At 70.2% G+C, this 24896-nt stretch carries 26 protein-coding genes; 17 read left to right on the top strand and 9 right to left on the bottom strand.

Annotation, left to right across the window (positions count from 1 at the left end; genetic code table 11):
* Positions 1-8: 8 nt before the first annotated feature.
* Positions 9-707: a phosphate signaling complex protein PhoU gene (gene phoU / locus WC969_03560; protein MFA6028913.1), complete on the top strand. Its 699-nt coding sequence runs from the start codon at positions 9-11 to the stop codon at positions 705-707.
* 63 nt (positions 708-770) lie between these two features.
* Here the strand turns inward: phoU and WC969_03555 are convergent, their stop codons facing one another.
* Together WC969_03555 and WC969_03550 are read right to left on the bottom strand one after the other, a co-directional pair.
* Entirely contained in the window at positions 771-2003 is a 1233-nt protein-coding gene (locus WC969_03555) for a hypothetical protein (GenBank protein ID MFA6028912.1), read from the bottom strand.
* On the bottom strand, positions 2000-2893 hold the full coding sequence (locus WC969_03550) for a TIGR01777 family oxidoreductase (GenBank protein ID MFA6028911.1): 894 nt from the start codon (positions 2891-2893) through the stop codon (positions 2000-2002). The genes WC969_03555 and WC969_03550 overlap by 4 nt, the downstream gene beginning before the upstream one ends.
* Before the next feature lie 46 nt (positions 2894-2939).
* Between WC969_03550 and WC969_03545 the strand changes: the two genes are divergently transcribed.
* From WC969_03545 to WC969_03525, 5 genes are all read left to right on the top strand, one after another.
* Positions 2940-4184, top strand: a complete 1245-nt coding sequence (locus tag WC969_03545) for a hypothetical protein (GenBank protein ID MFA6028910.1) — start codon at positions 2940-2942, stop codon at positions 4182-4184.
* A 505-nt stretch (positions 4185-4689) separates the two neighbouring features.
* Positions 4690-5001, top strand: coding sequence for a co-chaperone GroES (groES, locus tag WC969_03540; GenBank protein ID MFA6028909.1), 312 nt, complete (start codon positions 4690-4692; stop codon positions 4999-5001).
* 27 nt (positions 5002-5028) lie between these two features.
* A complete protein-coding gene (groL, locus tag WC969_03535; protein ID MFA6028908.1) occupies positions 5029-6657 on the top strand; it encodes a chaperonin GroEL in 1629 nt (542 codons plus the stop codon).
* A 190-nt stretch (positions 6658-6847) separates the two neighbouring features.
* The gene (locus WC969_03530; GenBank protein ID MFA6028907.1) at positions 6848-6997 is read left to right on the top strand and encodes a hypothetical protein; all 150 of its coding nucleotides are present in this window, start codon (positions 6848-6850) and stop codon (positions 6995-6997) included.
* 11 nt (positions 6998-7008) lie between these two features.
* A complete protein-coding gene (locus WC969_03525) occupies positions 7009-8073 on the top strand; it encodes a hypothetical protein (protein ID MFA6028906.1) in 1065 nt (354 codons plus the stop codon).
* Between the two features lie 71 nt (positions 8074-8144).
* Here WC969_03525 and WC969_03520 read toward each other — a convergent pair whose 3' ends face one another.
* The 5 genes from WC969_03520 to WC969_03500 form a co-directional block, all read right to left on the bottom strand.
* Complete coding sequence (locus tag WC969_03520) at positions 8145-9719, bottom strand: hypothetical protein (GenBank protein ID MFA6028905.1); 1575 nt, start codon at positions 9717-9719, stop codon at positions 8145-8147.
* A 104-nt stretch (positions 9720-9823) separates the two neighbouring features.
* Positions 9824-11047, bottom strand: a complete 1224-nt coding sequence (locus WC969_03515; protein ID MFA6028904.1) for a hypothetical protein — start codon at positions 11045-11047, stop codon at positions 9824-9826.
* Positions 11048-11246: 199 nt separating this feature from the next.
* Complete coding sequence (locus tag WC969_03510; GenBank protein MFA6028903.1) at positions 11247-11516, bottom strand: cupin domain-containing protein; 270 nt, start codon at positions 11514-11516, stop codon at positions 11247-11249.
* 4 nt (positions 11517-11520) lie between these two features.
* Positions 11521-12012, bottom strand: a complete 492-nt coding sequence (locus WC969_03505) for a hypothetical protein (GenBank protein MFA6028902.1) — start codon at positions 12010-12012, stop codon at positions 11521-11523.
* Between the two features lie 32 nt (positions 12013-12044).
* Positions 12045-12437 (bottom strand): hypothetical protein, encoded by a 393-nt coding sequence (locus WC969_03500; GenBank protein MFA6028901.1) that lies wholly within the window; start codon positions 12435-12437, stop codon positions 12045-12047.
* A 151-nt stretch (positions 12438-12588) separates the two neighbouring features.
* On the opposite strand from WC969_03500, the gene WC969_03495 reads away from it, so the two are divergent.
* The 11 genes from WC969_03495 (at position 12589) to WC969_03445 (ending at position 23150) form a co-directional block, all read left to right on the top strand.
* Positions 12589-13059: a cyclic nucleotide-binding domain-containing protein gene (locus WC969_03495; protein MFA6028900.1), complete on the top strand. Its 471-nt coding sequence runs from the start codon at positions 12589-12591 to the stop codon at positions 13057-13059.
* Between the two features lie 14 nt (positions 13060-13073).
* Positions 13074-15359 (top strand): carbamoyltransferase HypF, encoded by a 2286-nt coding sequence (gene hypF / locus WC969_03490; protein ID MFA6028899.1) that lies wholly within the window; start codon positions 13074-13076, stop codon positions 15357-15359.
* Positions 15337-15594 (top strand): HypC/HybG/HupF family hydrogenase formation chaperone, encoded by a 258-nt coding sequence (locus tag WC969_03485; GenBank protein ID MFA6028898.1) that lies wholly within the window; start codon positions 15337-15339, stop codon positions 15592-15594. The genes hypF and WC969_03485 overlap by 23 nt, the downstream gene beginning before the upstream one ends.
* On the top strand, positions 15591-16685 hold the full coding sequence (gene hypD / locus WC969_03480) for a hydrogenase formation protein HypD (protein MFA6028897.1): 1095 nt from the start codon (positions 15591-15593) through the stop codon (positions 16683-16685). Before WC969_03485 ends, hypD begins: the two co-directional genes overlap by 4 nt.
* Positions 16682-17734: a hydrogenase expression/formation protein HypE gene (gene hypE, locus WC969_03475; GenBank protein MFA6028896.1), complete on the top strand. Its 1053-nt coding sequence runs from the start codon at positions 16682-16684 to the stop codon at positions 17732-17734. Before hypD ends, hypE begins: the two co-directional genes overlap by 4 nt.
* Positions 17735-17738: 4 nt before the next feature.
* Positions 17739-19451, top strand: coding sequence for a putative transporter (locus tag WC969_03470; protein ID MFA6028895.1), 1713 nt, complete (start codon positions 17739-17741; stop codon positions 19449-19451).
* The gene (locus WC969_03465; GenBank protein ID MFA6028894.1) at positions 19452-20354 is read left to right on the top strand and encodes an AEC family transporter; all 903 of its coding nucleotides are present in this window, start codon (positions 19452-19454) and stop codon (positions 20352-20354) included.
* Between the two features lie 67 nt (positions 20355-20421).
* Positions 20422-21063 (top strand): hypothetical protein, encoded by a 642-nt coding sequence (locus WC969_03460; GenBank protein MFA6028893.1) that lies wholly within the window; start codon positions 20422-20424, stop codon positions 21061-21063.
* A gap of 2 nt (positions 21064-21065) precedes the next feature.
* On the top strand, positions 21066-21779 hold the full coding sequence (locus WC969_03455) for a GNA1162 family protein (protein MFA6028892.1): 714 nt from the start codon (positions 21066-21068) through the stop codon (positions 21777-21779).
* A 115-nt stretch (positions 21780-21894) separates the two neighbouring features.
* Complete coding sequence (locus WC969_03450) at positions 21895-22491, top strand: hypothetical protein (GenBank protein ID MFA6028891.1); 597 nt, start codon at positions 21895-21897, stop codon at positions 22489-22491.
* On the top strand, positions 22488-23150 hold the full coding sequence (locus tag WC969_03445) for a GNA1162 family protein (protein MFA6028890.1): 663 nt from the start codon (positions 22488-22490) through the stop codon (positions 23148-23150). Before WC969_03450 ends, WC969_03445 begins: the two co-directional genes overlap by 4 nt.
* A 69-nt stretch (positions 23151-23219) precedes the next feature.
* Here the strand turns inward: WC969_03445 and WC969_03440 are convergent, their stop codons facing one another.
* Together WC969_03440 and WC969_03435 are read right to left on the bottom strand one after the other, a co-directional pair.
* Complete coding sequence (locus WC969_03440; protein ID MFA6028889.1) at positions 23220-24206, bottom strand: inorganic phosphate transporter; 987 nt, start codon at positions 24204-24206, stop codon at positions 23220-23222.
* A complete protein-coding gene (locus WC969_03435) occupies positions 24203-24829 on the bottom strand; it encodes a DUF47 family protein (protein ID MFA6028888.1) in 627 nt (208 codons plus the stop codon). Before WC969_03435 ends, WC969_03440 begins: the two co-directional genes overlap by 4 nt.
* Positions 24830-24896 lie beyond the last annotated feature (67 nt).

Genomic DNA, 24896 nt, shown 5'->3' with positions numbered 1-24896 from the left:
GGACTCCCATGACCACGAAGAAGCGTTTCGACGACGACCTCGGCGCGGCCCGCGCCCGCCTGCTCGAGATGGGCGCGGCGTGCGAGGAGATGGTGCACTACGCGGTGAAAGTCCTCACCGAGCGCGACCCTTCGCGCATCGACGAGGTCCGCCGGCGCGAGGAGCTCGTCAACCGGCTCCACGTCGAGGTCGACGAGCGCTGCCTCCAGCTCCTCGCGCTCTACCAGCCCGCCGCCGGCGACCTCCGCACCATCGCCGCGGCGCTCAAGATCAGCACCGACCTCGAGCGCATCGGCGACCAGGCCATGAACATCGCCGAGACGGGCCTCTTCTTCCTCGAGCAGCCGCGCATGCGGCTCTTCGACATCCCGCGCATGGCCGAGCTCGCCGCGGCGATGCTCAAGGACGGACTCGACGCTTTCACCCGGGGGGACGTCGAGAAGGCGCGCGCCGTCCTCCAGCGCGACGACGAGGAGGACGCGCTCAAGAGCCGCGTCTTCAACGAGCTCATGCAGCTCATGCAGGCCGACGCCTCCACCATCCAGAGGGGCATCGACATCATCCTCGTCGCCCGCAACCTCGAGCGGATCGCCGACCACGCGACCAACATCGCGGAGGACGTCATCTTCATGGTCGCGGGCAAGGACATCCGCCATGGGGCCGGGGTCGGGAATCCCGACTCCGGGCTCCCCGGGGGATCGAAGTAGAGCGGACGTTCCTCATCAAGCCTTAGAGGCGACGAGCGGGGATCCCCGGCCGGGGATTCCCGCTCAGGCTTTTTCGCGCTCGGCTTCGCGGGCGAGGGGGACGGCGGCGGCGAGCCAGGCGGCCGCGGCGGCGAGCGCCGCCGCGGGGAAGGCCCAGGCGGGGAGCGTCCCGCAGAGCGACTTCGCCAGCGAGATGAGTCCCGCCGTCACGCCCTTCGAGCAGCGGTAGTTGAAGGCGTCGACGACCTGCTTGGCGCGGTAGCGCGCGTCGAAGGGCAGTGGGATATAGAGGAGCTCCTTGCTCGCCCGGAAGGCCGAGTAGTCGATCCCCTTGAAGACCAGCAGCGAGAACGCCGCCGCCCCGAGCGAGGGGTGCAGGAGCATGAAGGCCGCGGTGAGGAGGTGGATCGCGGGGATGCCGAGCAGGGTCGCGCGCAGCGGCAGGCGGCGCAGGATCAGCGGCGTCACGGCGAACTGCATCGCGAAGGCGAGCCCATTGGCCCAGGCCCAGAAGCTCCCCAGATAGGCCGAGCGCGCGTCCTTGAGCGGGATCTCGACCTCGAGCAGCCCGTAGAGCCGCAGGTTCGTCACCGTCGAGAAGACTTGCGAGAGCGTGACGAGCGCGGCGATGAAGAGGAGGATGCGGTGCTCGCGGATGACGCCCAGGTGCAGCGCCGAGGGCTCCCGGGCCTCCGCCTCGTCGGGCTTCGGCTCGCCGGCCAGACGGTAGGCGGCCCAGGCGAGCGCGGCGGTCGGCAGCAGGGAGAGCCCGGAGAGGAGCACGAAGGTCTCGGAGCCGAGGCGCACCGCCAGCGACTTGAGGAGGAAGCCCGCGAGGATGGGTCCCAGCGAGGCGCCGCCGAGGATGGGGCCGTTGAAGGCGCGCGCCTCGGAGGACTCGAGCGAGCTGTTGATGAAGGCCCAGAACTGCTCGACGAGGATGACGATGTAGACCTCGCCGAACACGTAGAGCACGGCCACCGCGGACTTCGCCCCCGTGCGCAGGGCCGCGTGGCAGAGGACGAGGACGCAGGCCGCGAAGGCGAGCGAAGTCATCAGGGTCCGGCGCGGGCCGAGGCGCGAGAGGACCTTCCCATAGGCGTAGATGAGCGCGAACATGAGGACCGGAGCGACGGTCATCGCGTAGGGCATCGCTCCGGAGCCGAAGGCCTCCATGAAGAGGGAGGCGGCGGTGCTGCGCACGAACTCATAGCCGCCGACGAGGCAGGCGGCGGAGAGGGAGATGCAGGCCATCGCCAGGATGCGCTCGCGGCGCGCGGGGGGGGAGACGTTCATGCGAGGAGCTCCTCGAGGGCCTGGTCGAGGCGGGGATGACGGAAACGGAAGCCGCTCGCGAGCAGGCGCCTGGGCACGGCGCGCTGGCCCTCGAGCAGGACGGAGGAGAGCTCGCCGAGTCCGAGGCGCAGCAGCGACGCCGGCGCTCGGGCGATGCAGGGACGACGCAGGGCCCGCGCGAGGGCCCGGGCGAACTCCTCGTTGCGCACGGGTTCGGGCGCGCAGAGGTTGCAGGGGCCGCTCGCACCCGCAAAGAGAAGGTGCACGACCGCCGAGACTTCGTCGTCGAGGTGGATCCAGGGCAGCCACTGCCGCCCGCCCCCCAGGCGCCCGCCCAGGCCGAGGCGGAAGGGGAGGAGCATGCGCTTGAGCATGCCGCCGCCGAGGCCGAGCACGGCGCCGGTGCGCAGGAGGACGACCCTCATGCCGCAGGACTTGCCGCGCAGGGCGGCCTCCTCCCAGCAGGCGCAGACCTCGGCGAGGAAGCCCTTCCCGCGGGGACGCTCCTCGTCGACCTCGCCCTCGGGGACGTCGCCGTAGACGCCGACGGCCGAGGCGTTGAGGAGGATGCGGGGGGGCTTCGCGCAGCGCGCGCAGGCGTCGACGAGCGCGCGGGTCGCGTCGACGCGGCTCTTGAGGAGGCTCAGCTTGCGGACCTCGCTCCAGCGCCGCTCGGCGATCGGCTCGCCGGCGAGGTTCACGAGCGCGTCGGCCCCGTCGAGGGTCGCCGCCCAGAGCCCCGGCCGGGCCGGGTCCCACTCGAGGGCGTTGAGTTCGGGGTGCACGGCGGGATGGCGCGAGAGGGCGAGGACCTTGTGGCCCTCGCGCTCGAGGCGGGCGATGAGCGCGCGTCCGATGAAGCCGCTGCCGCCGGCGATGACGATGCGCATGCGACAAGGGTAGCGTTTTCCCGGGACGCCGTGCTAGACTCGAGCCATGAAGACCGTCGGGGCGCTCCTGACGCTCCTGCTCGCCGCGGGTCCCGCGTGGGCGGCGAAGCCGTCGATGCCCTCGGACTCCGCGGTCCCTGCGGCGGGTCATAGCGCCGCAGGGACGGCGCGAGAGGAGAACGGCCCGCGCGCCGACGACCCGGTCCGCTGGGAGGTCGCCGCGATGGTCGACCTCTTCTACGACCTGCGCATCGCCGAAGGCCTCGCGGCGGCGAAGAAGCTCGAAGACCGCCATCCCGAGCACCCCGCCGGGCCGTTCTTCCAGGGCATCGCCTACTACCAGCGCATCCTCGTCGAGACCCCCATCTCCACCGCGAGCGTCCGCGCCTTCGAGGAGCGCATGGCGCGCGCCGCGAAGCTGGCCGGCCGCGCTCCGGCCGACGCCCCCGCCTGGCGCGAATACTACCTCGGCGCCGCCTACGGCTTCCAGGCGCGCGTGAGCAGTCTGCGCCGGGACTGGGTCTCGGCGATGCGGGACGCCCGCAAGGCGGTCGGTCATGTGAAGAAGGCCGTGGAACTCGACCCGGACCTCGAGGACGCCTACCTCGGCCTCGGCATGTACCACTACTTCATGGCCCGCATGCCGCCGACCGCCCGTCCGTTCGCCTACCTCCTCATGGGCCTCTGGGGGGACCGCGAGAAGGGCATCGCCGAGATGAAGCGCTCGGCCGAGCGCGGCTCCGTCGCGGTCTCGGAAGCGCTGGCGGTCCTCGCTTTCGTGGACACCATCGAGGGCCGCGGACGCGAGGCCGACCTCGGCCTCGAGCGGCTGATGAAGCGCCACCCGCACAACCCGGCCTTCCGCCTCTGGCGCGCGACGCTGCTGCAGCGCGCGGGACATTGGAAGGAGGCGGCGGCCCTGGCCGACCCCGGCCCTTGGGCCGGAGAAGTCGACCCGGCCGCGCGGGAGACCTCCCGCGCCGTCGGGCACTACATCGCCGCGGAGGCCTTCCTCATGCTGCGCGACGCCTCCGGCGCCGCGGCTCATCTCGAGGCGCTCGAGCGCCTGAGCGTGCCCGAGCGCATGCGGGGCTGGACCGCCCTGCGCCGCGCGAACCTGCTCGACCTCCAGGGCCGCCGCGCCGACGCGCTCGCCGGCTACCGCGCGCTCGACGGCCGGCTGAAACCCCTCGCCAGGGGCTTCATCGCCGCTCCCTTCCCCGAGGGTCCCAAGGACCTCCTCCGCCTGCGCTGGCCGCTCAACGGTCTTCCGAGCGACGATACGCAGTAACCGCGCGGGAAGGGGGGACCCGGAACCTTTCCCGCCCCCCGCGCGTACTCCTTCTATCATGGCGTCAGGCACCGCAACTTTCGCAACTTATTCGGACGGACGACCCGGAAGGGGAGATTTACGCCCCTGCCTGCCTGCACGGAATAAGTTGCGAAAGTTAACGTCTGACCCCATTAGGATCACGCCAGCGACAGTTCCTTAACTCCCCTTCCCACGAGTTCGCACTATCAGCTTCCTCATTGCGTGCGATCGCGGCACTATCAGGGCCGGGGTGCCGCCGAGGGGGAGAAGGGGGAGGGGGAACCCTCATCATCTATTCCACGAAGTGAAGTGCGCCCCCACCCTGCCCTCCCCGCAGGGGAGGGAGTTCGGAAAGGATTCCCGAGGGGAAATCGGCGTGCATCTAAATTGGCACTCACACAACGCGATTGACAACTTTGAGGACGCTGAGCTATAATAGCAGTCACCTAGTCGGAGTGCTAAAGATATAAAGGAGGAAGCAGATATGGCCGAAGCGACGCTGACGAACGTGAAGATCCAGCCCCTGGGCGACCGCGTCATCATCAAGCCCGTCGAGCAGAAGGAAGTCCGCAAGGGCGGGATCATCATCCCCGACACCGCGAAGGAGAAGCCGCAGGAAGGCGAGGTCGTCGCGGCCGGTCCGGGCAAGACCACCGAAGAGGGAAAGACGCTCCCCATGTACGTGAAGAAGGGAGACCGCGTCCTCTACGGCAAGTACTCGGGCACCGAGATCAAGCTCGACGAGAAGGAGCTCCTGATCGTCCATCAGGAAGACATCCTCGGAATCCTGAAGTAACGCACCAACCTTAGGAGGAAGAACGAAATGGCGAAGCAGATCGTCTACAGTGAAGATGCGCGCGCCCGCCTGAAGGCCGGCGTCGAGAAGCTCGCGAACGCCGTGAAGGTCACCCTCGGGCCCAAGGGCCGCTCGGTGATCCTCGAGAAGAAGTACGGCTCCCCCACCGTCATCGACGACGGCGTCACCATCGCCAAGGAGATCGAGCTGCAGGACCCGCTCGAGAACATGGGCGCCCAGCTGGTCCGCGAGGTCGCCTCGAAGACCAACGACGTCGCCGGCGACGGCACGACGACCGCCACGATCCTCGCCCAGGCCATCATCAACGAGGGCCTTCGCAACATCGCGGCCGGCGCGAATCCCATCCACCTCAAGCGCGGCATCGAAAAGGCCGTCTTCGCCGTGGTGGCCGAGATCAAGAAGGCCTCCAAGCCGGTGAAGACGAAGGAAGAGCGCTCCCAGGTCGCGACCATCTCCGCCAACGACCGCCAGATCGGCGAGCTCATCGCCCAGGCCATGGAGAAGGTCGGCCACGAGGGCGTGATCACCGTCGAGGAAGGCAAGTCCGCCGAGACGACCCTCGAGGTCGTCGAAGGCATGCAGTTCGACCGCGGCTACGTGTCGCCCTACTTCGTGACCGACGCCGAGCGCATGGAGACCGTGCTCGAGAATCCGTCCGTCCTCATCACCGACAAGAAGATCTCGGCGATGAACGACCTCCTGCCGGTGCTCGAGAAGATCGCGCAGTCCGGTTCGCCGTTCGTGCTGATCGCCGAGGACGTCGAGGGCGAGGCCCTGGCGACCCTGGTGGTCAACAAGCTGCGCGGCACCCTCAAGTGCGCCGCCGTGAAGGCCCCCGGCTTCGGCGACCGCCGCAAGGACCTGCTCCAGGACATCGCGACGCTGACCGACGGAAAGGTCATCAGCGAAGAGCTCGGGCTCAAGCTCGAGAAGGCCGGCATCGACATGCTCGGCCGCTGCAAGCGCGTCGTCATCGACAAGGAGAACACCACCATCGTCGGCGGGGCGGGCTCCAAGTCCGAGGTCAACAAGCGCGTCGAGCAGATCCGCAAGCAGATCCAGGACACCACCTCCGACTACGACAAGGAGAAGCTCGAGGAGCGGCTCGCGAAGCTCCAGGGCGGAGTGGCCGTCATCAGCGTGGGCGCGGCGACCGAGACCGAGATGAAGGCCAAGAAGGCCAAGGTCGAGGATGCGCGCAACGCGACGAAGGCCGGAGTCGAGGAAGGCATCGTTTCCGGCGGCGGCGCGGCCCTCATGCGCGCGGCCAAGGTCCTCGACGCCCTCAAGGGGAAGGACGACGACGAGACCACGGGCATCCGCATCGTCCGCAAGGCCCTCGAAGCCCCGATGCGCCAGCTGGCGTTCAACGCCGGCCTCGACGGCTCCGTCGTCATCGAGAAGGTCGGGACCCTGAAGGACGGCTGGGGACTCGACGCCGAGACCTCGGAGTACGTGGACCTCATCAAGAGCGGCATCGTCGACCCCGCGAAGGTCGTGCGCTGCGCCCTCGAGAACGCGGCCTCCATCGCCGGCACCCTGCTGACGACCGAGTGCCTCGTCGCCGACATCCCGGAGAAGAAGGAAGCCGCTCCGGCCGGCGGCCACATGCACGGCGGCGGAGACATGTACTGAGCCGCGCTTCCCGGCCTCGCGCCGGGACCTGCGGACAGAGGGCCCGTCCCCTTCGGGGGACGGGCCCTCGGCTTACGGCATGTTCCGTCCCGGGCCCCGTTGAGGAACCTGGAGGACTAGGACTCAAAGCGCCGCCCGCTTGCCCTTCCGCTCCTGCCTCCGGACGCCGACGCCGGCTATCCTATCGGTGATGAACGCGATCCTCGAAAAGCCCGCCCTGAAGCCCCCGGCCGAGCGGCCTCATTCCTGGCTGCGCGCCGAACGTCCCGGCGCTCCCAGCTTCGTGCGCAATCCGTGCGGACTACGGCTTTCCGTCCGTCCCGATCGTCGCCGTCCATAAGGGGAGGAGATATGAGAAGCGCGCGGACGCTCCTGAGCGTCTCTCTCGCGTTCTGCCTCTCGGCGGCCTCCGTCCTTCACGCACAAGTGCTGGCGGCGGTCCCGCACGCCCCGACGACCGTCGCCGGGACGGTCGTCCCGCTCCCGTCGTCGCTGACGGGGACCCCGCGCCTGCGGATCCTCGCCCTTCCATCGCTCGCCGCGACCCTCGGGAACGCCCTGCCGGCGCTCGAACTCCCGCGGATATCGGCGGCGGGACCCGTGCAGACGGCGTTCGCCGCGGCCGACGCCTCCTCTCAATGGACATCCGCCGAGGACTGGGACGAGGCGCTCCGAAGCTACGGCGTCCCGGAGAGCCTCATCGCGCACCTAGCGGCCTTCATCGCCTCCAGGCACCCCGGAGACCCGGCGCACGTCTATCACGGTCTCCTCCACACGCAGAAAGTCGCGGATGTGGCGGCGGCCATCCTCGCCGGCCGCGCTCCCTCTGCGCCTCACGCCCCCCTGCTCATCGCCGCGGCCCTCCTGCACGACATCGACCCCGAACGGGTCGGGGGGACCCCGCCGTCCGTCCCGGCGACTCTGAAGCATCTCGATGAGGACCCGCAAGCGCAGGCCCTGCTGGAGGAACTCGAGCACGCCGGCTGCGGCTCCCCGGCCCAGCTCGCCGCGCTCATCAAGTTCACGGACTTCAGCCCGTACAAGGACGCCCAGGCCGCGCTGACGAAGGAGGCCGAGGAGATGGCCGAGCGCGCCTTCCCGACCGAGGAGGACCGGGCCTGGGCGAAGCGCTGGGGGCCCCGCCTGGCCTTCGCGGACCAGGTCTCCATGTACACCGACGACCCCGAGACGGCCGCCGCCGCCGTCCGGGGTCTCGCCGCGGAGATCCGGACGGCCGCCGCGCTGAGGACCGGCGAAGCGCAGTCCCAGCCGACCGACGAGGGTCTGCTCTCCGGGACGCACGCATTCATCAAGCCGTTGATGGACGGCCCGCACTTCGAGCTCCTGCCTCCCTCTCACGCCGCCCGCGTGGGAGAGGTCTACCTCTACTTCCTGGCCCTGTCCCGCACGCGCTGAGCCTCGACGAAGACCCCCGGCGCTCGAGCGCCGGGGGTCTTCGTCGCCTGCTCCCGCGGGGGGATCGCCGGCTATCGCGCTATGGCGGAGAGGATCTCCCGCGAGGCGGCTTCGCCCTTGCGCGACCAGACGAAGACGTTCGGGACCCGCGGGTCGGCGGTGCCGCCGACGGCGAGGGCGAGCACCCCGGGGGCGCCCTTGCTCATGTTCCGGTCGGTGACCCGGTCGTCGAAGAACTGATCGCCCACCACCACCATGCTCTCGGCGGGGACCTCGTCCTCGCCGGCGGGCGCCCCGCGCAGGTCCGCGCGCGTGCGCAGCAGGCGGATGCCCATGCTCTTATCGGCCTTCGTGAGGGTCAGGAAGGGGGGGTTGCGCGGGTTCTTCGGCATCCGGCCGACGACCTCGTAGTCCATAGCGCGCCGCGCGAGCTCGTCCTGCAGGAGGCGTGCGGCCGCCTCGAGGTCGGCCTTGGAGGTCCCCGGCCGCAGGTAGCGCTGATAGCCGCTCTCCTCGAGGTCCTCCTTTCCGGAACCGTAGCGGGCGGCCACGGCCTTGCCGGCGGAGCGCAGAGCGTCCTTCTCCGCGCCGGTCCAGGAGACCTTCTCCTCGTGCACGAGGACCGGCTCCCCCTTCGCGTCGAAGCGCAGTCCGCGCAGTCCCCGACGGGCCATGACGACGAGCCGCGCCTTCTGCTGCGGCGTCATCCCTTCGATGGAATCGAGGATGCCGACCTGGATGTGGCCCTCGGGACGCTCCGGCCGGTCGGTGAGGATGGCGACGGCCGTGCCGGCTTCCCCGGCGGCCTGGAGGGCGGCGGCCTGGGCGCGCGAGATCGGTTGGAGCCAGGGCGCGAGGGTGTCGTCGTAATCGAAGACGGCGAGCTTCGGCTTGCGCGCGGAGAGCCCGGCGAGGATCTCCTTTGCATGCGCGGCGGAGACGGGACGCAGGCTCATGACGAGCCCCATGCCCGCAAGCTCCGCGAGCGCGGCGCGGTGCACCTCGTAATCGGCGGCGCCGCCCTGCGGGTTCGCCTCGGCGATGCGGCGCAGGGCCGCTTTCGCTTCGCCGCCGGGGACCTTCGCCGCCGCCGCGACCGCCGCGAGTCGGCGCGGGAGGGGGAGCGAGGAGTCGACGGCGGACGCCTCGAGCTCGCGCAGAGAGGCCGACGCTCCGGCATCGACGACGCCGGCGCGCATGGAGGAGGCGGAGAAGAGCTTCTCGAGGACCGCCCCTTCGCCGCCGCGCTCACGGGAGGCGGAGATCTCCTGAGCTCCCGTTTCCAAGGTCCCCTTCGCGCGGACGGCTTGCGCGGGAGCAGCCTTCGAGGGGACCTCTGCGGCCGCCGCAACGACGCCGGTCTGCGCCGTCGCGATCTTCGCCGACGGAAGGGGAAGAGCGAGGGTCGGCGCCGCGCCGACGGAAGGGAGGATGCTCGGGAGCGGCGCCGTCTGGAGCGTGAGCGTCGCAAGGCTTCCCTTCGCGCTGGAGGCCGCGTTCAGCGTCGGGACGACGGGGACGACGGAGACGGCGCCGGCGACCGTCGCAACGGCCGTCCGGACGGTCTGCGCCCGAAGGGGAAAAGCGGAGGAGAAGGCGAGAACGAGCGCAGCGGCTGCGGTCCGAAGGAGGGAGGTCGGCCTCATGCTGTCCATAGGGTAGCGCTCAGAGACGCGCGGCGCATGGGACGAAGGGGCAGATTGTCGAGGACGGAGGGCCTACTCCCGGCGGGGGTACCGGGTACGCCGCGTCAGTCGAAGCGTTTGAAGCTCGAACAGTCCCTCGTCCCCTCGAGGACGGCGCGGGGCCGATAACGGCCGACGTCACCGACCATGCGGTAGTGCCCGTCGCGGACCTGGCAGAGCGAGGCCACGGTGACGCATTGAGAGCGGATGCCCATGTTCCCTTCGCAAAGGAGATACATCCAGGTGCTGCCCATCGTCTCGTGCTTGCGCAGATAGCCGAGGATGCCGGCCCGTTTGGGGAGCGACGTCCGGCAGGCATCGTCCTCGGCGCAGGCGACGATCTGCGGGACCGAGAAATCCGGCACCGCCTCCTCGCCGCCCTTCGGGTCGTCCGTGGGGAGGACGCTCCGCGCGGACGCCGCCGCGGACTCCGGGGCGGCCTTTCCCGACCGGTCCCGGCGCAGGGACTCCACGTCGGGAGCGGAGGCCTCCTCGGCCTTGTAGCCGGTGCGCTGCTCGACGACGGGAGCCGCGCTCCCCGCCTGGGGGGAGACCCCGCTGCCGCGGGAGGCCGCGCCCGCGACGGAGCGGAAGACCCGCTCCGGCGGCGCCAGCGCGGTCGCCGGGGGATGCGCGAAGGCCGGGACCTTCCCCGAAGGCGTCAAGGACTCCCGCAGGGAGGCGGCCCCGGCGCCGAGCGAGGCGAGGAGACCGGCGAGCTCGCGCACGGCCGCGTCGTAGCCCTCCTCGCGCGCGCCGCGCATCAGCGCGGCGTAGGTGCCGGCGCTGAGCCGGCCCGCGTCTACGAAGCCCACGCTCGAAAGGCCCTCGCCGTAATAGCTCATGCCGATGCCGCGCGGCTCGTCGCGGCGCTCGGCCCAGACGTTGGCCCACTCGTCGACGACGGCGGAGGGTTGGAACTCGGCGAAGAAGCCGGGGTCGCTCTTCTTGAGCCGGCGCTCGTCGTAGCCGGCGGTCACGAGGCGGCGGATGCGCGCCTTGCCCGCTCCAGTCGTCTCGAGCTCCGCGGCCGCCTTCAGCGCTGAGCGCGCGCCGCGGCCCGAGGAGAGCACGTCCACCTTCGCGCCGACCTCGTTGGCCCGGGCGACGAGGGCGGCGAGGGAGTGTTCGAAGCCCGCCTCGTCGCGCGCGGCCTCGGAGTCGTAGGGGAGGACGACGACGCCCGGGGTCCCGGCCAGCGCCTTCGCGAAGGGGCCGGGGCCGCGGGTCCCGAGGCCCATCTGCTCGAAGACGGAGGGCTCCAGCGGCGCGCTCAAGGGATCGGGCACGGCGGCGTCGTCGACGACCAGCGTGAGGGTCCGCGCGTCGGCCGCGATCTGCTCGCGCTCCCAGCGGGAGACCAGCGTCTCGAGGGCGCGGGCCGCTTCGGCGCGGGAGGGGGAGAAGCGGCTCCCGTACCAGTAGAAGGCGGCGCCGCCGAGCGCCGCGCCGAGAAGAAGGACGAGGAAGGTTCTCAGAGCCGTTCCCTCAACCGAACTTGTAGTGCTTTCGAACCGGCTTCACGACCTGCCAGACGCAGTCGAGGCCCTCGGGGAAGACCACGAGGTCTCCGGGGCCGAAGGAGGCCGTCTCGGACCCCGCCTTCACGACGACCTCGCCCTCGAGGATGAGGCAGGTCTCCTTCTGGTCGTAATGCCAGTCGAAGGTCGAGGCCTCGCAGGTCCAGATCGGCCAGGACTTCGCGCCGAGCGCCCGGACCTCCGGTTCCGTCGCCTTCTTCACGCTGATGCTCGCCATCGGGCTATTCCTGGACGAAGAGGTCGCCGGCGACGGCGCCGCTGCCGTTGAGGTGGAGCCAGTCGCCGTTCTTCCAGCCGGTGAGCAGCACGGAGCCGTTGAGATAGGTGGAGCCGACGAAGCGGCCGTCCTTGTAGACGGACACGTACGCGTTGACGTTCACCCACTGGGTCACGAAGTTCCCGTTCACGAAGAACGAGAGCGTCTGCGTCACCGTCGTGTAGCCGGTCGCGTAGCCGCCTTCTCCCCGGGCGTCGACCGAGCCGGAGACGCTGACGTTCGCATAGTTCGACTGCGGGACGTAGCCGGAGCCGTTGAGGCTCAGGGTTCCGCTGACGCGCACGTGCCTCGAAGTCTTCAGGGCCGGCTGGGGGGAGACCTCGGCGACGGCGAAGCCGCTCGTGCCGGCGGACCGGATGCTCTCAGGAGTCTCGAGCGCGCAGGCGCAGGCGACCCCGAACAGGACCAGCGAAGTCGTCGCTAGGAGGCTCTTCATGCCCCCCAGAATAGCAGGACGCGGCGCGAGGGTCAATCCTCGCGCCGCGTCCCGGTGAAGCGGTAGCGACGGACCTTCCCGTCGGGGAGCGTGCGCAGCACGCTGCCCTCGACGGCGTCGCCCCTCATGACGCCCTGCCACTGCCAGGTCCCCCGTCCCTCGCGGTGGAGGGCGGCCTGCCAGGACGCGGCGCCGCCGGCTCCCTCGCGCTCGGAGCCGTACGACGACGGAGCGACGCCTTCGGCCGCGCAGCTCGCGACCGTCAGCAGTCCGTCCTTGAAGATCAGGGTGTCTTTGCGGCGGCAGGAGAACAGCGCGTCGGACTTCACCTGCACTTCCCACGCCGTGCCCTCGAGCGGGGAAGCGTTCCGTGCGGAATACGCCATCGCGACGACGGCAACGGCGACGAGCAGCAATGGTCTCATGCACTCCCCTCGGCAGTGGAATGCCCGACGCGGGAGGTATAACAGGAGGACTCCCGAGCGTCAAGACCCAATTTTGTAACACGCTTGCGCTCCCGTCGGGGAGGAGGGGCCGGAAATGCTAAAATGTTCCGGAAGGGAAGGAGAAACGCCGATGGAACCGCTGGAGTACACGGTCGCCCGCCACGAGTTCTTCAAGGACTTCAAGCCGCAGCACCTGAAGATCTTCCAGGACTGCGCCGCCGACGCCCGCTACAGCCGCGACCAGTTCCTGCTCCGCCAGGGGCAAGGCGCCGAGCGCTTCTTCATCCTCCGCAAGGGCGAGGTCCGCCTCGAGCTCCTCACCCCCGAGAACGGCCACATCCCCATCCAGACCCTCGGGCCGGGGGAGGTCCTCGGCTGGTCGTGGATCATCCCGCCCTACCAGTCGACCTTCGACGCGCGCGTCGTCGAGGCCGCGCACGTCATCGTCTTCGACGCGACGACCCTGCGCAAGCGCTGCGAGCAGGACTTCGAGCTCGGCTACCGCGTCCTCCAGCGCTTCTCGCTCGCGCTCTCCGCCCGCCTCGAGGCCGCCCGCACGCAGCTCGTGGACTACCACATCCGCCTGGAGCGCGGGTACTGACCCGCGCCGCCCTCATGCGACGACAGCTGCGAGTGACGCTCACCGGCGCGGTCCAGGGGGTCGGCTTCCGCCCCTTCGTCTACCGCCTCGCGCGGTCCCTCTCCCTCGACGGCTGGGTGCTCAACGGCCCGAAGGGCGTCCGGGTCTCCGTCGACGGAGACGAGAAGGTCCTGCGCGAGTTCCTCGCCCGCCTGCGCTCCGAATGCCCTCCTCCGGCCCGCATCGCCGCCGTCGCGGCCCGCTGGGCCCGCGCCGGCGCCGCCCGCGGCTTCGCCATCCGCGCGAGCTCCTCCGACGAGGCCCCCAGCGTCGAGGTCCTCCCCGACCTCGCGACCTGTCCGGACTGCCTCAAGGAGATCCGTGCGCCGGGGGAGCGCCGCCGGGGCTACCCGTTCACGAACTGCACGCGCTGCGGGCCGCGCTTCACCCTCGTCACGAGCCTCCCCTACGACCGGCCGAACACGACGATGAAGGGCTTCCCGCTCTGCGCGGACTGCGCGCGCGAGTACGGCGACCCCGCCGACCGCCGCTTCCACGCCCAGCCCGTCGCCTGCCCCGCCTGCGGCCCCGCCCTCTGGCTCGAGGAGGGGGGACGCCGTACCGCGGAGAAGGAGGCCGCGCTCGAGGGTGCGGCCCGCGCGATCGAAGAGGGCCGCATCGTCGCGATGAAGGGCGTCGGCGGCTACCTCCTCCTCTGCGACGCGCGCTCCCCCGAGGCCGTGCGCCGCCTGCGCGCGCGCAAGCGCCGCCAGGAGAAGCCCTTCGCCGTCCTCTTCCCCGACCTCGCCGCTCTGCGCCGCGTCTGCCGCACCGGGAAGCTCGAGGCCGACGCGCTGCGCTCGAGCGCCGCCCCCGTCGTCCTCCTGCTCAAGCGCGGAGACATGGGCGTGGCGCCCGAGGTCGCACCCGAGAACGCGCGCCTGGGCGTCATGCTCCCCTACGCGCCGCTCCACCACCTGCTCATGTCCCGGCTGGGCTTCCCCGTCGTCGCCACGAGCGGGAACCTCGCCGAGGAGCCCATGGCGACGACGGAGGAGGAGGCCCGCGCGCGGCTCGCGGGCGTCGCCGACCTCTTCCTCATGCACGACCGTCCCATCGCCCGCCACGCCGACGACTCCGTCGTCCGTCTCGCCGGCCGCGAGCTGACCCTGCTGCGCCGCGCGCGCGGCTACGCTCCCGCGCCCCTGCGGGTCCCCGGCGCCCAGCGGAAGGTCCTCGCGCTCGGGGCCCACCTCAAGAGCACCGTCGCCGTCTCCTTCGACGACCTCATCGTGCCGAGCCAGCACATCGGCGACCTCGAGGCGGGCCCGGCCTACGACGCCTTCCGCCGCGCCGTCGACGACCTGAAGGCGCTCTACCGCTTCGAGCCGGAGGCCGCCGCCTGCGACCTCCACCCCGACTACCTCTCGAGCCGCTACGCCGAACGCCTCGGCCTGCCGCTCGTCCGCGTCCAGCACCATCACGCCCATGTCGCCGCGCTCATGGCCGAGCACGGCCTGCGCGGCCCCGTGCTGGGGGTCGCCTTCGACGGGCTCGGGCTCGGCCCGGACGGGACCCTCTGGGGAGGGGAGTTCCTCCGCGTGGACGCCGCCGGCTATGCGCGGCTCGCGCACATCCGCCCCTTCCCGCTGCCCGGCGGCGAGCGCGCGGTCCGCGAGGGCCGCCGTGCCGCGCTCGGCCTGCTCCACGAGGCGGGGCTCCCGCTCGAGCGCCTTCACCCGCTCTTCCCCGAGGGGTGGGAGGCGCTGCGCCGCCTGCCCGCCTCCCCGGCCTTCTCCCCGCGCAGCTCGAGCGTCGGCCGGCTCTTCGACGCCGCCGCGGCCCTGGCCGGCCTGCGCCCCGTCAACGCCTTCGAAGGGCAGGCCGCGATGGCCTTCGAGGCCGCGCTCGGCGCCCGTCCCGCGCACGGCGCCTATCCCTGGGCGCTCCTCCCCGGGAAGCCCCTGGTCGCGGACTGGGCGCCCATGCTCGCCGCCCTGCTCGAGGACGCCGACCGCGGTCGCGGCGCCGCCATGGTCTCCGCGCGCTTCCACAACGGCCTCGCGGACCTCATCGTCGACGTCGTGCGCCGCTGCGGACTCGAGCGCGTAGGCCTCACGGGCGGAGTCTTCCAGAACGCCTATCTCCTCGAGCGCGCCCGGACGCTGCTCGAGCGCGCCGGCTTCCAGGTCTTCACGCACCGCCGCCTGCCCTGCAACGACGGGGGAGTCTCGGCGGGCCAGGCCTACGCCGCGTGCCTGCTCTCGTCGGCCGGCCGTCCCCAACGGAGGGAGTCCCATGTGTCTCGCGGTCCCCGGTAAGGTCCTCAGCATCGGCGTCCCCGACGGCGGCGGCCTGACCCGCGGCCGCGTGGACTTCGGCGGCACCGTCAAGGACGTCTGCCTCGCCTACACGCCCGAGGCGAAGGTCGGCGACTACGTCATCGTCCACGTCGGTTTCGCGCTCAACGTCATCGACGAGGACGAGGCGCTCAAGACGCTCTCCCTGCTCTCCGAGATGGACGCCATGGTCGCGGCCGAGGAGCGCCCCGCTTGAAGCATCTCGACGAGTACCGCGACCGGAGGGCCGCCGAGCGCTACGCCGCGCTGCTCGCCCGCCTGACGACGAAGCCCTGGACCGTCATGGAGGTCTGCGGCGGCCAGACGCACTCCATCGTCCGCTTCGGCATCGACCGCCTCCTGCCCGAGGGGCTCGAGCTCGTCCACGGCCCCGGCTGCCCCGTCTGCGTCACCCCGCTCGAGCTCATCGACAAGGCCGTCGAGATCGCCTTGAAGCCCGGCGTCGTCCTCTGTTCCTTCGGCGACATGCTCCGCGTGCCCGGCTCGACGAAGAGCCTCCTCCAGGCCAAGGGCGAAGGGGCGCAGGTCCGCATCGTCTACTCTCCGCTCGACGCGCTCGATCTCGCGAGGAAGGACCCCTCCGTCGAGGTCGTCTTCTTCGCCGTCGGCTTCGAGACCACGGCCCCGGCCACCGCGATGGCGGCGCAGCAGGCGCTCCGGCTCGGCGTGAAGAACTTCTCGCTGCTCGTCTCCCACGTCCTCGTCCCGCCGGCCCTCGAGGCCCTCATGTCCTCCGGGAAGAACCGCGTGCAGGGCTTCCTCGCCGCCGGCCACGTCTGCGCGGTGATGGGCACGGAGGAATACGAGCCCATCGCCGAGAAGCGCCGCGTCCCCATCGTCGTGACCGGCTTCGAACCGGTGGACATCCTCCAGGGGCTCTGCCTGCTCGTGCGCCAGCTCGAGCGGGGGGAGCACCGCGTCGACAACCAGTACGCGCGCGTCGTGCGCCGCGGAGGCAACCGCCCCGCCATCGAGCTCCTGCGCGAAGTCTTCGAGCCCTGCCGCCGCAAGTGGCGGGGGATCGGACCCATCGAGTCCAGCGGACTGCGCTTCACCGCCCGCTACGCGCAGCTCGACGCCGAGCGCCGCTTCGGCGTGGCCGAGCGAGAGGCGCAGGAGCCCGCGGAGTGCATCGCCGGGCTCGTGCTTCAGGGCCTCAAGAAGCCGCGCGAGTGTCCCGCCTTCGCCGGGCGCTGCACCCCGGAGAGCCCGCTCGGCGCGCCCATGGTCTCCTCCGAAGGGGCCTGCGCCGCCTATTACCGCTACGCCCGCGAGAAGGTGTCATGACGAAGAAGGATTTCCGTCTCGCCTGTCCGACCCCCGCCGAGGCGGGGGAACGCGTCACCCTCGCCCACGGCTCGGGCGGCCGCCACATGCATAAGCTCGTCTCCGAAGTCTTCCGCCCGCTCTTCAAGGACGCCGCCCTCGAGCAGGGCCACGATGGGGCGGCGCTCGAGCTGCCGCCCGGCAAGCTCGCCTTCTCCACCGACTCCTTCGTCATCCGCCCGATCTTCTTCCCGGGAGGCGACATCGGCTCCCTCTGCGTGCACGGGACCGCCAACGACCTCGCGATGTGCGGGGCGCGCCCGCTCTATCTGAGCTGCGCCTGCATCCTGGAGGAGGGCTTCCCGCTCTCCGACCTTCGCCGCGTCGCGGAGTCGCTCGCGAAGACGGCCCGCGCGGCGGGGATGCGCATCGTCACCGGCGACACCAAGGTCGTCGAACGCGGCAAGGGCGACGGCATCTACGTGAACACCGCGGGCATCGGCCTCATCGAAGCCCCGCGGCCCGTCGAGCCGCGCTCCGTCCTCCCCGGCGACGCGCTCATCGTCAGCGGCGACGTCGGCGCCCACGGGGCCGCGGTGCTCTCCGTGCGCGAGGGGCTCTCCTTCGAGACGACGCTCCTCAGCGACGCGGAGACCGTCTGGCCCCAGGTCCGCGCGCTCCTCGAGGCCGGCGTCGAGGTCCACTGCCTGCGCGACCTCACGCGCGGCGGCCTCGCCACCGCCCTCAACGAGATCGCCGAGGCCGCGAAGCGCGGCATCCTCGTCGAGGAAGCCGCGGTCCCCGTGCGGCCGGAGGTCGCCTCCGCCTGCGAGCTCTTCGGCCTCGACCCCTTCTACATGGCCTGCGAGGGCCGCTTCGCCGCCTTCGTGCCCGAGCGCGACGCGCAGAAGGCCCTCGCGGCCCTGCGCGGCCCCTGCGGCGCCCACCCGGCGGCCCTCGTCGGCCGCGTCGTCGACGCGCATCCCGGCGAGGTCCGCATGAACACGCGCATCGGCGTCGAGCGCATCCTCGACATGCTCAGCGGCGAGCAGCTGCCGCGGATCTGCTGACCCTATGAACCCCATCGCCCTGCTCACCGCCCACTCCATCGCCCAGGCCGTCATCCTCGTCAGTCTCGTCGCCGCGCTCGGCCTCGCGCTGGGCAACGTCCGCCTCTTCAAGGTGAACCTCGGCATCGCCGGCGTCCTGTTCTCGGGGATCCTCTTCGGGCACTTCGGCATCACCCTGCCCCAGGAGACGCTCGAGTTCCTGCGGGAGTTCGGTCTCATCCTCTTCGTCTACACCATCGGCATGCAGGTGGGCCCGGGGTTCCTGGCGTCCCTGCGCAAGAACGGCCTGCGCCTGAACCTGCTCGCCGCCTCCGTGGTCCTTCTCGGCGTCGGCGCGACGCTTCTGGCCGTCCGGCTCTGCGGGCTCGACATGCCGGCCGCGGTGGGCATCTACTCCGGCGCCGTCACGAACACGCCGAGCCTCGCCGCCGCCCAGCAGGCGCTCAAGGACGCGGCCGGCCCCGCGGGGGCCCACCATGACCCCGCGGGACTGGCCGAGGGGAGCACGACCGCGGCCGGGGTCTCGGAGGAGATCGCCAAGCGTCCAGGCATCGGCTACGCCGTGGCCTACCCCTTCGGCATCCTCGGCACCATCCTCGTCATGATCCTCATGCGTCTGTTCTTCCGCGTCGACCCCGCCCAGGAGGCGAAGGAGGGGGAGAAGGCGAAGCCCGCCTTCGCGAACCTCAGCATCCGGGTCGAGAACCGCAACCTCGAGGGACTCCCGCTCGAGCGCGTCCCCATGCTGGAAGCCCTCGGCGTGCGCGTCTCCCGCCTCCAGCATGCCGGGGAGGTCCGCGTCCCCCAGCCCGACGCCGTCCTCCACGTGGGCGACGTCCTTCTCGCGGTCGGCCCCCGCGAGAAGCTCGAGGAGCTCGCCCTCGTCGTCGGGAAGCCGAGCGAGGTCGACCTCATGAGCGTGCCCAGCGCCGTCACCGCGCAGCGCGTGGTGGTGACGCAGAAGGAGGTCCTGGGGAAGACCCTCGCCGAGCTCGCCCTCGAGGAGCGCTACGGGGTCACCGTCACCCGCGCCTCGCGCGCCGACATCGAGATCCTCGCCGGGCCCGACTTCGACCTCCACTTCGGAGACACCGTCCTCGCGGTGGGCGAGGCGGAAGGCCTGAAGAAGGTCGCGGCCCTGCTCGGAAACTCCCCGACCCAGCTCAACCACCCCCAGCTCATCCCGGTCTTCGTCGGCATCGCGCTCGGAGTCCTGCTCGGCCAGGTGCCCATCCACCTGCCCGGAGTGCCCGCGCCGGTCAAGCTCGGCCTGGCGGGGGGACCCCTCGTCATGGCCATCCTGCTCAGCCGCGTGCGCCGCATCGGGCCGCTCTCCTGGTACATGCCCATCAGCGCCAACTTCATGCTCCGCGAGCTCGGCATCATCCTCTTCCTCTCCTGCGTCGGCCTTCGCGCGGGGGACCGCTTCGTCGAGACCCTCACGCACGGCGACGGCCTGCGCTGGCTGCTCTGCGGCGCCGCCGTCACCTTCCTGCCGCTCATGGCGGTCGCGCTCTTCGCCCGCCTGCGCATGAAGCTCAACTACCTCTCCCTCTGCGGCCTCCTCGCCGGCAGCATGACCGACCCGCCCGCGCTCTCTTTCGCGAACTCGCTGACGCCCTCGAGCGCGACCTCCACGGCCTACGCGACCGTCTATCCCCTCGTCATGCTCCTGCGCGTCGTCTCGGCGCAGGTCCTGGTGTTCCTCTCCCTCTAGATGCTGTCGATCGTCGCGATCGCCGCCGCCGTCGTCCTTCTCGGCTGGGACTGCCGCCGCCGCGGCATCGTGGGCCCCGAGGCCGACAAGCCCTTCAACGACTACCTCTACTATGTCTCGATGCCCGCGCTCATCCTCGACAAGCTCACCGGCGCCGGGCTGGGCGCCGTCGACCTGCGCCTGCTCGAGGTCAACGCCCTGGCCGTGCTCCTCCTCGTCGGCCTCCTCCTCGCTCTCTGGAAAGCGGGCCGGCTCGGACCGCACGCCGGAGAGCTCGTGCTCTGCGCGGCGTTCGGCAACACCGTCTACCTCGGCTTCCCGCTGACCGCGCTGCGCTTCGGAGAGGACGCCCTCGCGGTGGCCTCGCTGGTCACCGCAGTGCAGTACCTGGCCGTCTTCACGGCCGGTTTCGCCGCCCTCGCGCTCGTCGTCGGCCGCGGGGGGAAGCAGTCGCTCGAGGTCCTCAAGGGCAACACCATCCTCTGGAGCGCGCTGCTCGGGGCCGTCCTCGCCTTCGCCGGCCTGCGCCCGCCCGCCGTCCTCGCCGGGGCGCTGCGTCTGATCGGGAGCGCCACGGCGCCGCTCGCTCTCTTCGCGCTCGGCCTCTTCCTCCACGGCAAGCCCATCGGCCGACGCCCCGGCCCCGTCCTCGCGCTCTGCGCGGCCAAGCTGCTCGCCTTCCCCGCATTGCTCGTGCTCTGCGCGCGGGCCACGGGCCTCGCGGGCCTCTCCGGGGAGGTCTCCCTGCTCGAGTCCCTCATGCCGCTCGCGGTGACGAACCTGGTCCTCGCGCAGAAGCTCGGCCTCGACGAGTCCCTCGTCGCCGAGGCCATCCTCGCGAGCACCCTCGCCTCCGTGCCCCTCCTCCTCGCCTTCGACCGCCTGCGCGGCCTGCTCCCTTGACCGGGGGGGGGTTGTTTGATAGCGTCTTATCGCCGTCCTCATCCATCCCGCACTCTCAGGAGCGCACATGAAGAGGCTGTATCCTCTCGCCGTCGCGGCCCTGGCGGCCGTGCTCTGCGCCTGCCAGACGGTCCCGCCGGTCAAATTGAACAAGAGCAAGGCCTTCAACTCCGACAAGCTCAAGGCCGTCAAGAAGGTGGCCATCCTCCCGTTCTTCCAGGCCAACGCCGTCGGCACCGACGACCCGAACTACAAGGGGAAGTACTCCGACATGATGCCCACCCTCCTCAGCTACGAGGGGATGAAGGGCAACTCCCGCTTCGAGTTCGTCCCTCTCGACGAGGTCATGGCCGTCCTCAACAAGAAGGGCTTCGACGGCATCCAGCTCGCGGCCAACGAAGACGTCTCCATCTGGAAGGCCATCACGAGCCCCGACAAGCTGCGCGCCGGCATGACCATGCAGGCCGCGATGGCGACCGGCAAGGAGCTCGGAGTCCCGGTGCTCATCGGCGCCTTCGGCATGACCGGCGACGCGCCGGCCAACATGCGCTTCGTCATGGCGATGCGGCTGGTCGACCCGGAGACCGGCGAGGTGATCTGGGGCGGCGCGAAGTCGGAGCCGATGAACGTCTCCATCTTCAGCCCCTTCGAGTCTCAGAAGAAGCAGATGCGCGAGCTGGCGGCGAAGCTCATCGCGGAGGTCCCGTGAACATGTTCCGCAAAGGCATCCTCGCCGTCCTCGCCGTCTCGCTGCTCTCCGGCTGCATCGGCGGAGCGCAGAAGGTGTCCTACCTCAAGGACAAGGCCGACATCCCGAACTTCGTCATGGTGCTGCCGCCGGCCAACAACTCGACCGACCTCGCCGCGCCCGACACGACGCGGCGCGTGGCCTGCGAGATGATGCTCGCACTCGGCGTCATCCCCTTCACGAGCCCCTCTCAGGAGGAGCAGCTCAAGAAGATGGGGATCACCGACGGCGGCCAGCTCGGAGCGTACAAGGCTCCGGACCTCGCCGAGAAGCTCGGCGTCGACGGCCTGCTCTACAGCGTGATCAAGAACTTCAACGAGATCAACGTGGGCGTGTACATCAACCGCTCCGTCGAGGCCGAGTTCACGCTGGTCGACAAGCTGGGCAACAAGCTCTGGCAGATCGAGGGGACCGGCTTCAACCGCGCGGTGAACGTGACCCCCGGCGCCATCCTCCAGGAAGGGGCGAAGGCCATGGCGCAGCAGCTCGTGGGCAAGCAGCTCGAGAAGATGCTGAAGATCCACCTCCTGCAGGAAGCGCAGAAGATGACCGGACTGATGATCCCCAAGCTGCCGCAGTGGCCCGTCAACGAGAAGGGCGCCGCGGACGTCTCGCAGCCCGACCAGGGCGGCAATTCGAAGCTCGGCGGAGCGCTCTTCAAGAAGCGCAGCAAGTAATCCGCTCCGTACGCGAAAGGCCCCCGGCTCGCGCCGGGGGCCTTTTTCGCGCCCGCCCCCACATGTAAATGCTATTGTCAAGTCGTCCGAAGACGCCGCATCCCAGGGAGCGCCTATGAAACGGCCGTTCGTGACAGCCCTCGCCGCCCTCGCGCTCGCGAGCGCGTGCGCGTACAAGCCGGTGCTCGTCATCCGCGACCGTGAGGCCGCGGCGAAGGTGAAGACGGTCGCCATCATGCCGTTCTTCGACGCGCAGACGCAGTCGGCCTTCGACCCGCTCTACACGGGCTTCGGGAACTCCTTCATCCCGGCGATCATGTTCGACGAGAAAGCCCGCTCCGTCCTCGGAAGGCGCTACACCCTCATCGGCCAGGACAAGAGCCTCGAGGCGCTGAAGACCGCCGGCACGGTCTACAAGCACGTCGAGAGCGCCTGGTCCGCGGTCAAGGACCCCGACGCCGTCCGCTGGGGCTACACCGTCCCCCAGGCCGTGCAGGCCGGAAAGACGCTCGGCGCGGACGCCGTCCTCATGTGCGCGCAGGGGCAGTACGTCGAGGGGCAGAAGCCCATGCAGGTCCTCGCCCTGCGCTTAGTCGACGTCTCGACCGGAAAGGTCCTCCTCGGCCTCAACGCGAGCGGCCAGCCCGGGCTCTTCAGCAAGGGCGTGGTCGTAAACCAGCTCCTCTCCCGCATCGTCAAGGAGGCCCCGTGAACGCCGACAAGCTCCCGCGCCTCCTGCTCGCCGCCGCGCTGCTCTCGGGCTGCGCCGGCGCGAAGATCAAGTACGTGAAGCCGGACTTCCAGGGCCCGGACTTCGTCGCGGTCCTCCCGCCGGACAACCAGTCCACCGACCTCATGGCGCCGCGCGCGGTCCTGGGGGCGGTCTCCTCGGCGCTCATCGGCCTGGGCTACTTCCCGATCCTCAGTCCGGTCCAGGAGGAGACCCTGCGGAAGATGGGCATCACCGACGGCGGCCAGCTCAAGGCCTACAAGATGAACGACCTCTCGGCGAAGCTCGAGACCGACGGCCTCGCGGTCACGACCATCAACCGCTTCAGCAAGATCAACCTCGGCTTCTACATCAGCCCGACGGTGGACTGCACCGTGGCGCTCCACGACGCCGCGGGAGAGAAGCTCTGGGAGGCGGATTCCGTCTTCACCCAGAAGAAGATCAGTCTCAGCATCGGCGACGCCATCAGCGCGGCCGCCGGGGAGCTCATCGGCGACGCGGTCGGCAAGATGTTCAAGACGCACATGATCATGGAGAGCCAGATGATGGCCGGACTCATGGTCCAGCAGTGCCTGAAGAACAAGCCGGTCCTGGCCTATCCCGGCCCCGGCTACGCCCTGACCCAGCCGAAGAAGACCTGAGCCCGACGACCGCAAAGGCGAAGGCCCCCGGCGTGAGCCGGGGGCCTTCGCCTTTGCGTCCTTCAGAGGCTAGAAGAGACCGTAGAGGAGGTAGCCCGCCGCCGAGATGGCGGCCGAGCAGGGGATGGTGAGGACCCAGGCCCAGACGATCTGCCCGGCGACGCCCCAGCGCACCGCCGTGAAGCGGCGCAGCGAGCCGACGCCCATGATGGCGCCGGTGATGGTGTGGGTCGTGCTGACGGGGATGCCCAGGCCCGAAGCGAGGAAGAGGGTGACCGCCGCTCCGGTCTCCGCGCAGAAGCCGTCGACGGGGCGGAGCTTGGTCACCTTCGAGCCCATCGTCTTCACGATGCGCCAGCCGCCGAAGAGCGTCCCGAACGCGATGGCTCCGTGGCAGGTCAGGACCACCCAGAGCGGGACGTAGAAGTGGTCTCCGAGCAGTCCCGCGCTGAAGAGAAGGCCGGCGATGATGCCCATGGTCTTCTGCGCGTCGTTGCCCCCGTGGCCCAGGCTGTACGCCGCGGCCGAGAAGAGCTGTCCCTTGCGGAAGAACCCGTCCACCTGACCGGGGGCGCTGCGTTGGAAGAGGCGGTAGACGATGACGCCGATGATGAGCCCGAGGATGAGCCCCAGGATGGGGGAGACGATCATGAAGGTCAGGGTCTTGAAGATGCCCTTGTAGACCAGCGCGCCTTTCCCCGCCTTGAGCATCGCCGCCCCCACGAGGCCGCCCATGAGAGCGTGCGAGGAGCTCGTCGGCAGCCCGAAGTACCAGGTGATGAGGTTCCAGGAGCAGGCGCCCAGCAGCGTCGCGAAGATGACGTGGGAATCGACGATCGCGATGTCCACGATGCCCTTCCCGATGGTCCCGGCCACGTGCAGGCCGAAGAAGAGGAAGGCGATGAAGTTGAAGAAGGCCGCCCAGATCACCGCCGCGCGCGGGGTGAGCACCCGCGTGGAGACGACCGTGGCGATGGAGTTCGCGGCGTCGTGGAAGCCGTTGAGGAAGTCGAAGACCAGCGCCAGCAGGATGAGGAGGACGATGCCGAGCGTCATCCCTGCTTCACCAGGATGCCTTCGACGATGTTCACCACGTCCTCGCACTTGTCGAGCAGGGCCTCGAGACTCTCGTAGATCTCCTTGCGCTTGATGACCGCGATGGGGTCCTTCTCGGTCTCGAAGAGGTTGGAGATCGAGGCCTCGCGCAGCTGGTCGCCCACGTTCTCGAGGCGGTTGACCTCGATGCAGAAGTCGAGGATGCGGCGCGTACGCTTGGCGTCGCGCAGCCCGCCGACGGCCTTCGCGAGCGCGGCGGTGGACTGCGTCACCACGTCGGCGAACTGGACGATGTGCTCGTCTCGGCCGTCGAGCTTGTAGAGGCGGATGCGGGTCGTGACGGCGTGGATGAAGTCGGTGACGTCGTCGAGCTCGCAGGTGAGCGCGTGGATGTCCTCGCGGTCGAAGGGGGTGATGAAGGTGCGGTTGAGGGTGTCGATGGTCTCGTGCGTGAGCGAGTCGCCCTCGTGCTCGATGTCGCGCATGCGCTGGACGCCCGCGTCGTCGAAGCGGCCGGCCTCGGCCATCGCCTTGAAGTGCGAGGCGGCGGCGAGGATGTTCTTCCCCTGCTCGTCGAAAAGGTCGAAGAATTTCATTTCGCTGGGGATGAATTTGAAGAGCATGCGTCCTCCTGGGTGATGCGGCGGAGCCATGTTACCAATTCCGTGAAGGGAGGGGAAACGGCCCCGC

Source organism: Elusimicrobiota bacterium, assembly GCA_041660925.1.
In the GTDB taxonomy this organism is placed as follows: Bacteria; Elusimicrobiota; Elusimicrobia; order UBA1565; family UBA1565; genus JBAZUV01.
Note: the sequence above shows the minus strand (reverse complement) of the source record. Positions and strands in the feature narration are given on the sequence as shown.

Bases quoted from the DNA above. Each gene is read 5' to 3' on its own strand.
- phoU (MFA6028913.1), top strand. From the start codon at position 9: ATGACCACGAAGAAGCGTTTCGACGACGACCTCGGCGCGGCCCGCGCC.
- WC969_03555 (MFA6028912.1), bottom strand. From the start codon at position 2,003: ATGAACGTCTCCCCCCCCGCGCGCCGCGAGCGCATCCTGGCGATGGCC.
- WC969_03550 (MFA6028911.1), bottom strand. From the start codon at position 2,893: ATGCGCATCGTCATCGCCGGCGGCAGCGGCTTCATCGGACGCGCGCTC.
- WC969_03545 (MFA6028910.1), top strand. From the start codon at position 2,940: ATGAAGACCGTCGGGGCGCTCCTGACGCTCCTGCTCGCCGCGGGTCCC.
- groES (MFA6028909.1), top strand. From the start codon at position 4,690: ATGGCCGAAGCGACGCTGACGAACGTGAAGATCCAGCCCCTGGGCGAC.
- groL (MFA6028908.1), top strand. From the start codon at position 5,029: ATGGCGAAGCAGATCGTCTACAGTGAAGATGCGCGCGCCCGCCTGAAG.
- WC969_03530 (MFA6028907.1), top strand. From the start codon at position 6,848: ATGAACGCGATCCTCGAAAAGCCCGCCCTGAAGCCCCCGGCCGAGCGG.
- WC969_03525 (MFA6028906.1), top strand. From the start codon at position 7,009: ATGAGAAGCGCGCGGACGCTCCTGAGCGTCTCTCTCGCGTTCTGCCTC.
- WC969_03520 (MFA6028905.1), bottom strand. From the start codon at position 9,719: ATGAGGCCGACCTCCCTCCTTCGGACCGCAGCCGCTGCGCTCGTTCTC.
- WC969_03510 (MFA6028903.1), bottom strand. From the start codon at position 11,516: ATGGCGAGCATCAGCGTGAAGAAGGCGACGGAACCGGAGGTCCGGGCG.
- WC969_03505 (MFA6028902.1), bottom strand. From the start codon at position 12,012: ATGAAGAGCCTCCTAGCGACGACTTCGCTGGTCCTGTTCGGGGTCGCC.
- WC969_03500 (MFA6028901.1), bottom strand. From the start codon at position 12,437: ATGAGACCATTGCTGCTCGTCGCCGTTGCCGTCGTCGCGATGGCGTAT.
- WC969_03495 (MFA6028900.1), top strand. From the start codon at position 12,589: ATGGAACCGCTGGAGTACACGGTCGCCCGCCACGAGTTCTTCAAGGAC.
- hypF (MFA6028899.1), top strand. From the start codon at position 13,074: ATGCGACGACAGCTGCGAGTGACGCTCACCGGCGCGGTCCAGGGGGTC.
- WC969_03485 (MFA6028898.1), top strand. From the start codon at position 15,337: ATGTGTCTCGCGGTCCCCGGTAAGGTCCTCAGCATCGGCGTCCCCGAC.
- hypE (MFA6028896.1), top strand. From the start codon at position 16,682: ATGACGAAGAAGGATTTCCGTCTCGCCTGTCCGACCCCCGCCGAGGCG.
- WC969_03470 (MFA6028895.1), top strand. From the start codon at position 17,739: ATGAACCCCATCGCCCTGCTCACCGCCCACTCCATCGCCCAGGCCGTC.
- WC969_03465 (MFA6028894.1), top strand. From the start codon at position 19,452: ATGCTGTCGATCGTCGCGATCGCCGCCGCCGTCGTCCTTCTCGGCTGG.
- WC969_03460 (MFA6028893.1), top strand. From the start codon at position 20,422: ATGAAGAGGCTGTATCCTCTCGCCGTCGCGGCCCTGGCGGCCGTGCTC.
- WC969_03455 (MFA6028892.1), top strand. From the start codon at position 21,066: ATGTTCCGCAAAGGCATCCTCGCCGTCCTCGCCGTCTCGCTGCTCTCC.
- WC969_03450 (MFA6028891.1), top strand. From the start codon at position 21,895: ATGAAACGGCCGTTCGTGACAGCCCTCGCCGCCCTCGCGCTCGCGAGC.
- WC969_03440 (MFA6028889.1), bottom strand. From the start codon at position 24,206: ATGACGCTCGGCATCGTCCTCCTCATCCTGCTGGCGCTGGTCTTCGAC.
- WC969_03435 (MFA6028888.1), bottom strand. From the start codon at position 24,829: ATGCTCTTCAAATTCATCCCCAGCGAAATGAAATTCTTCGACCTTTTC.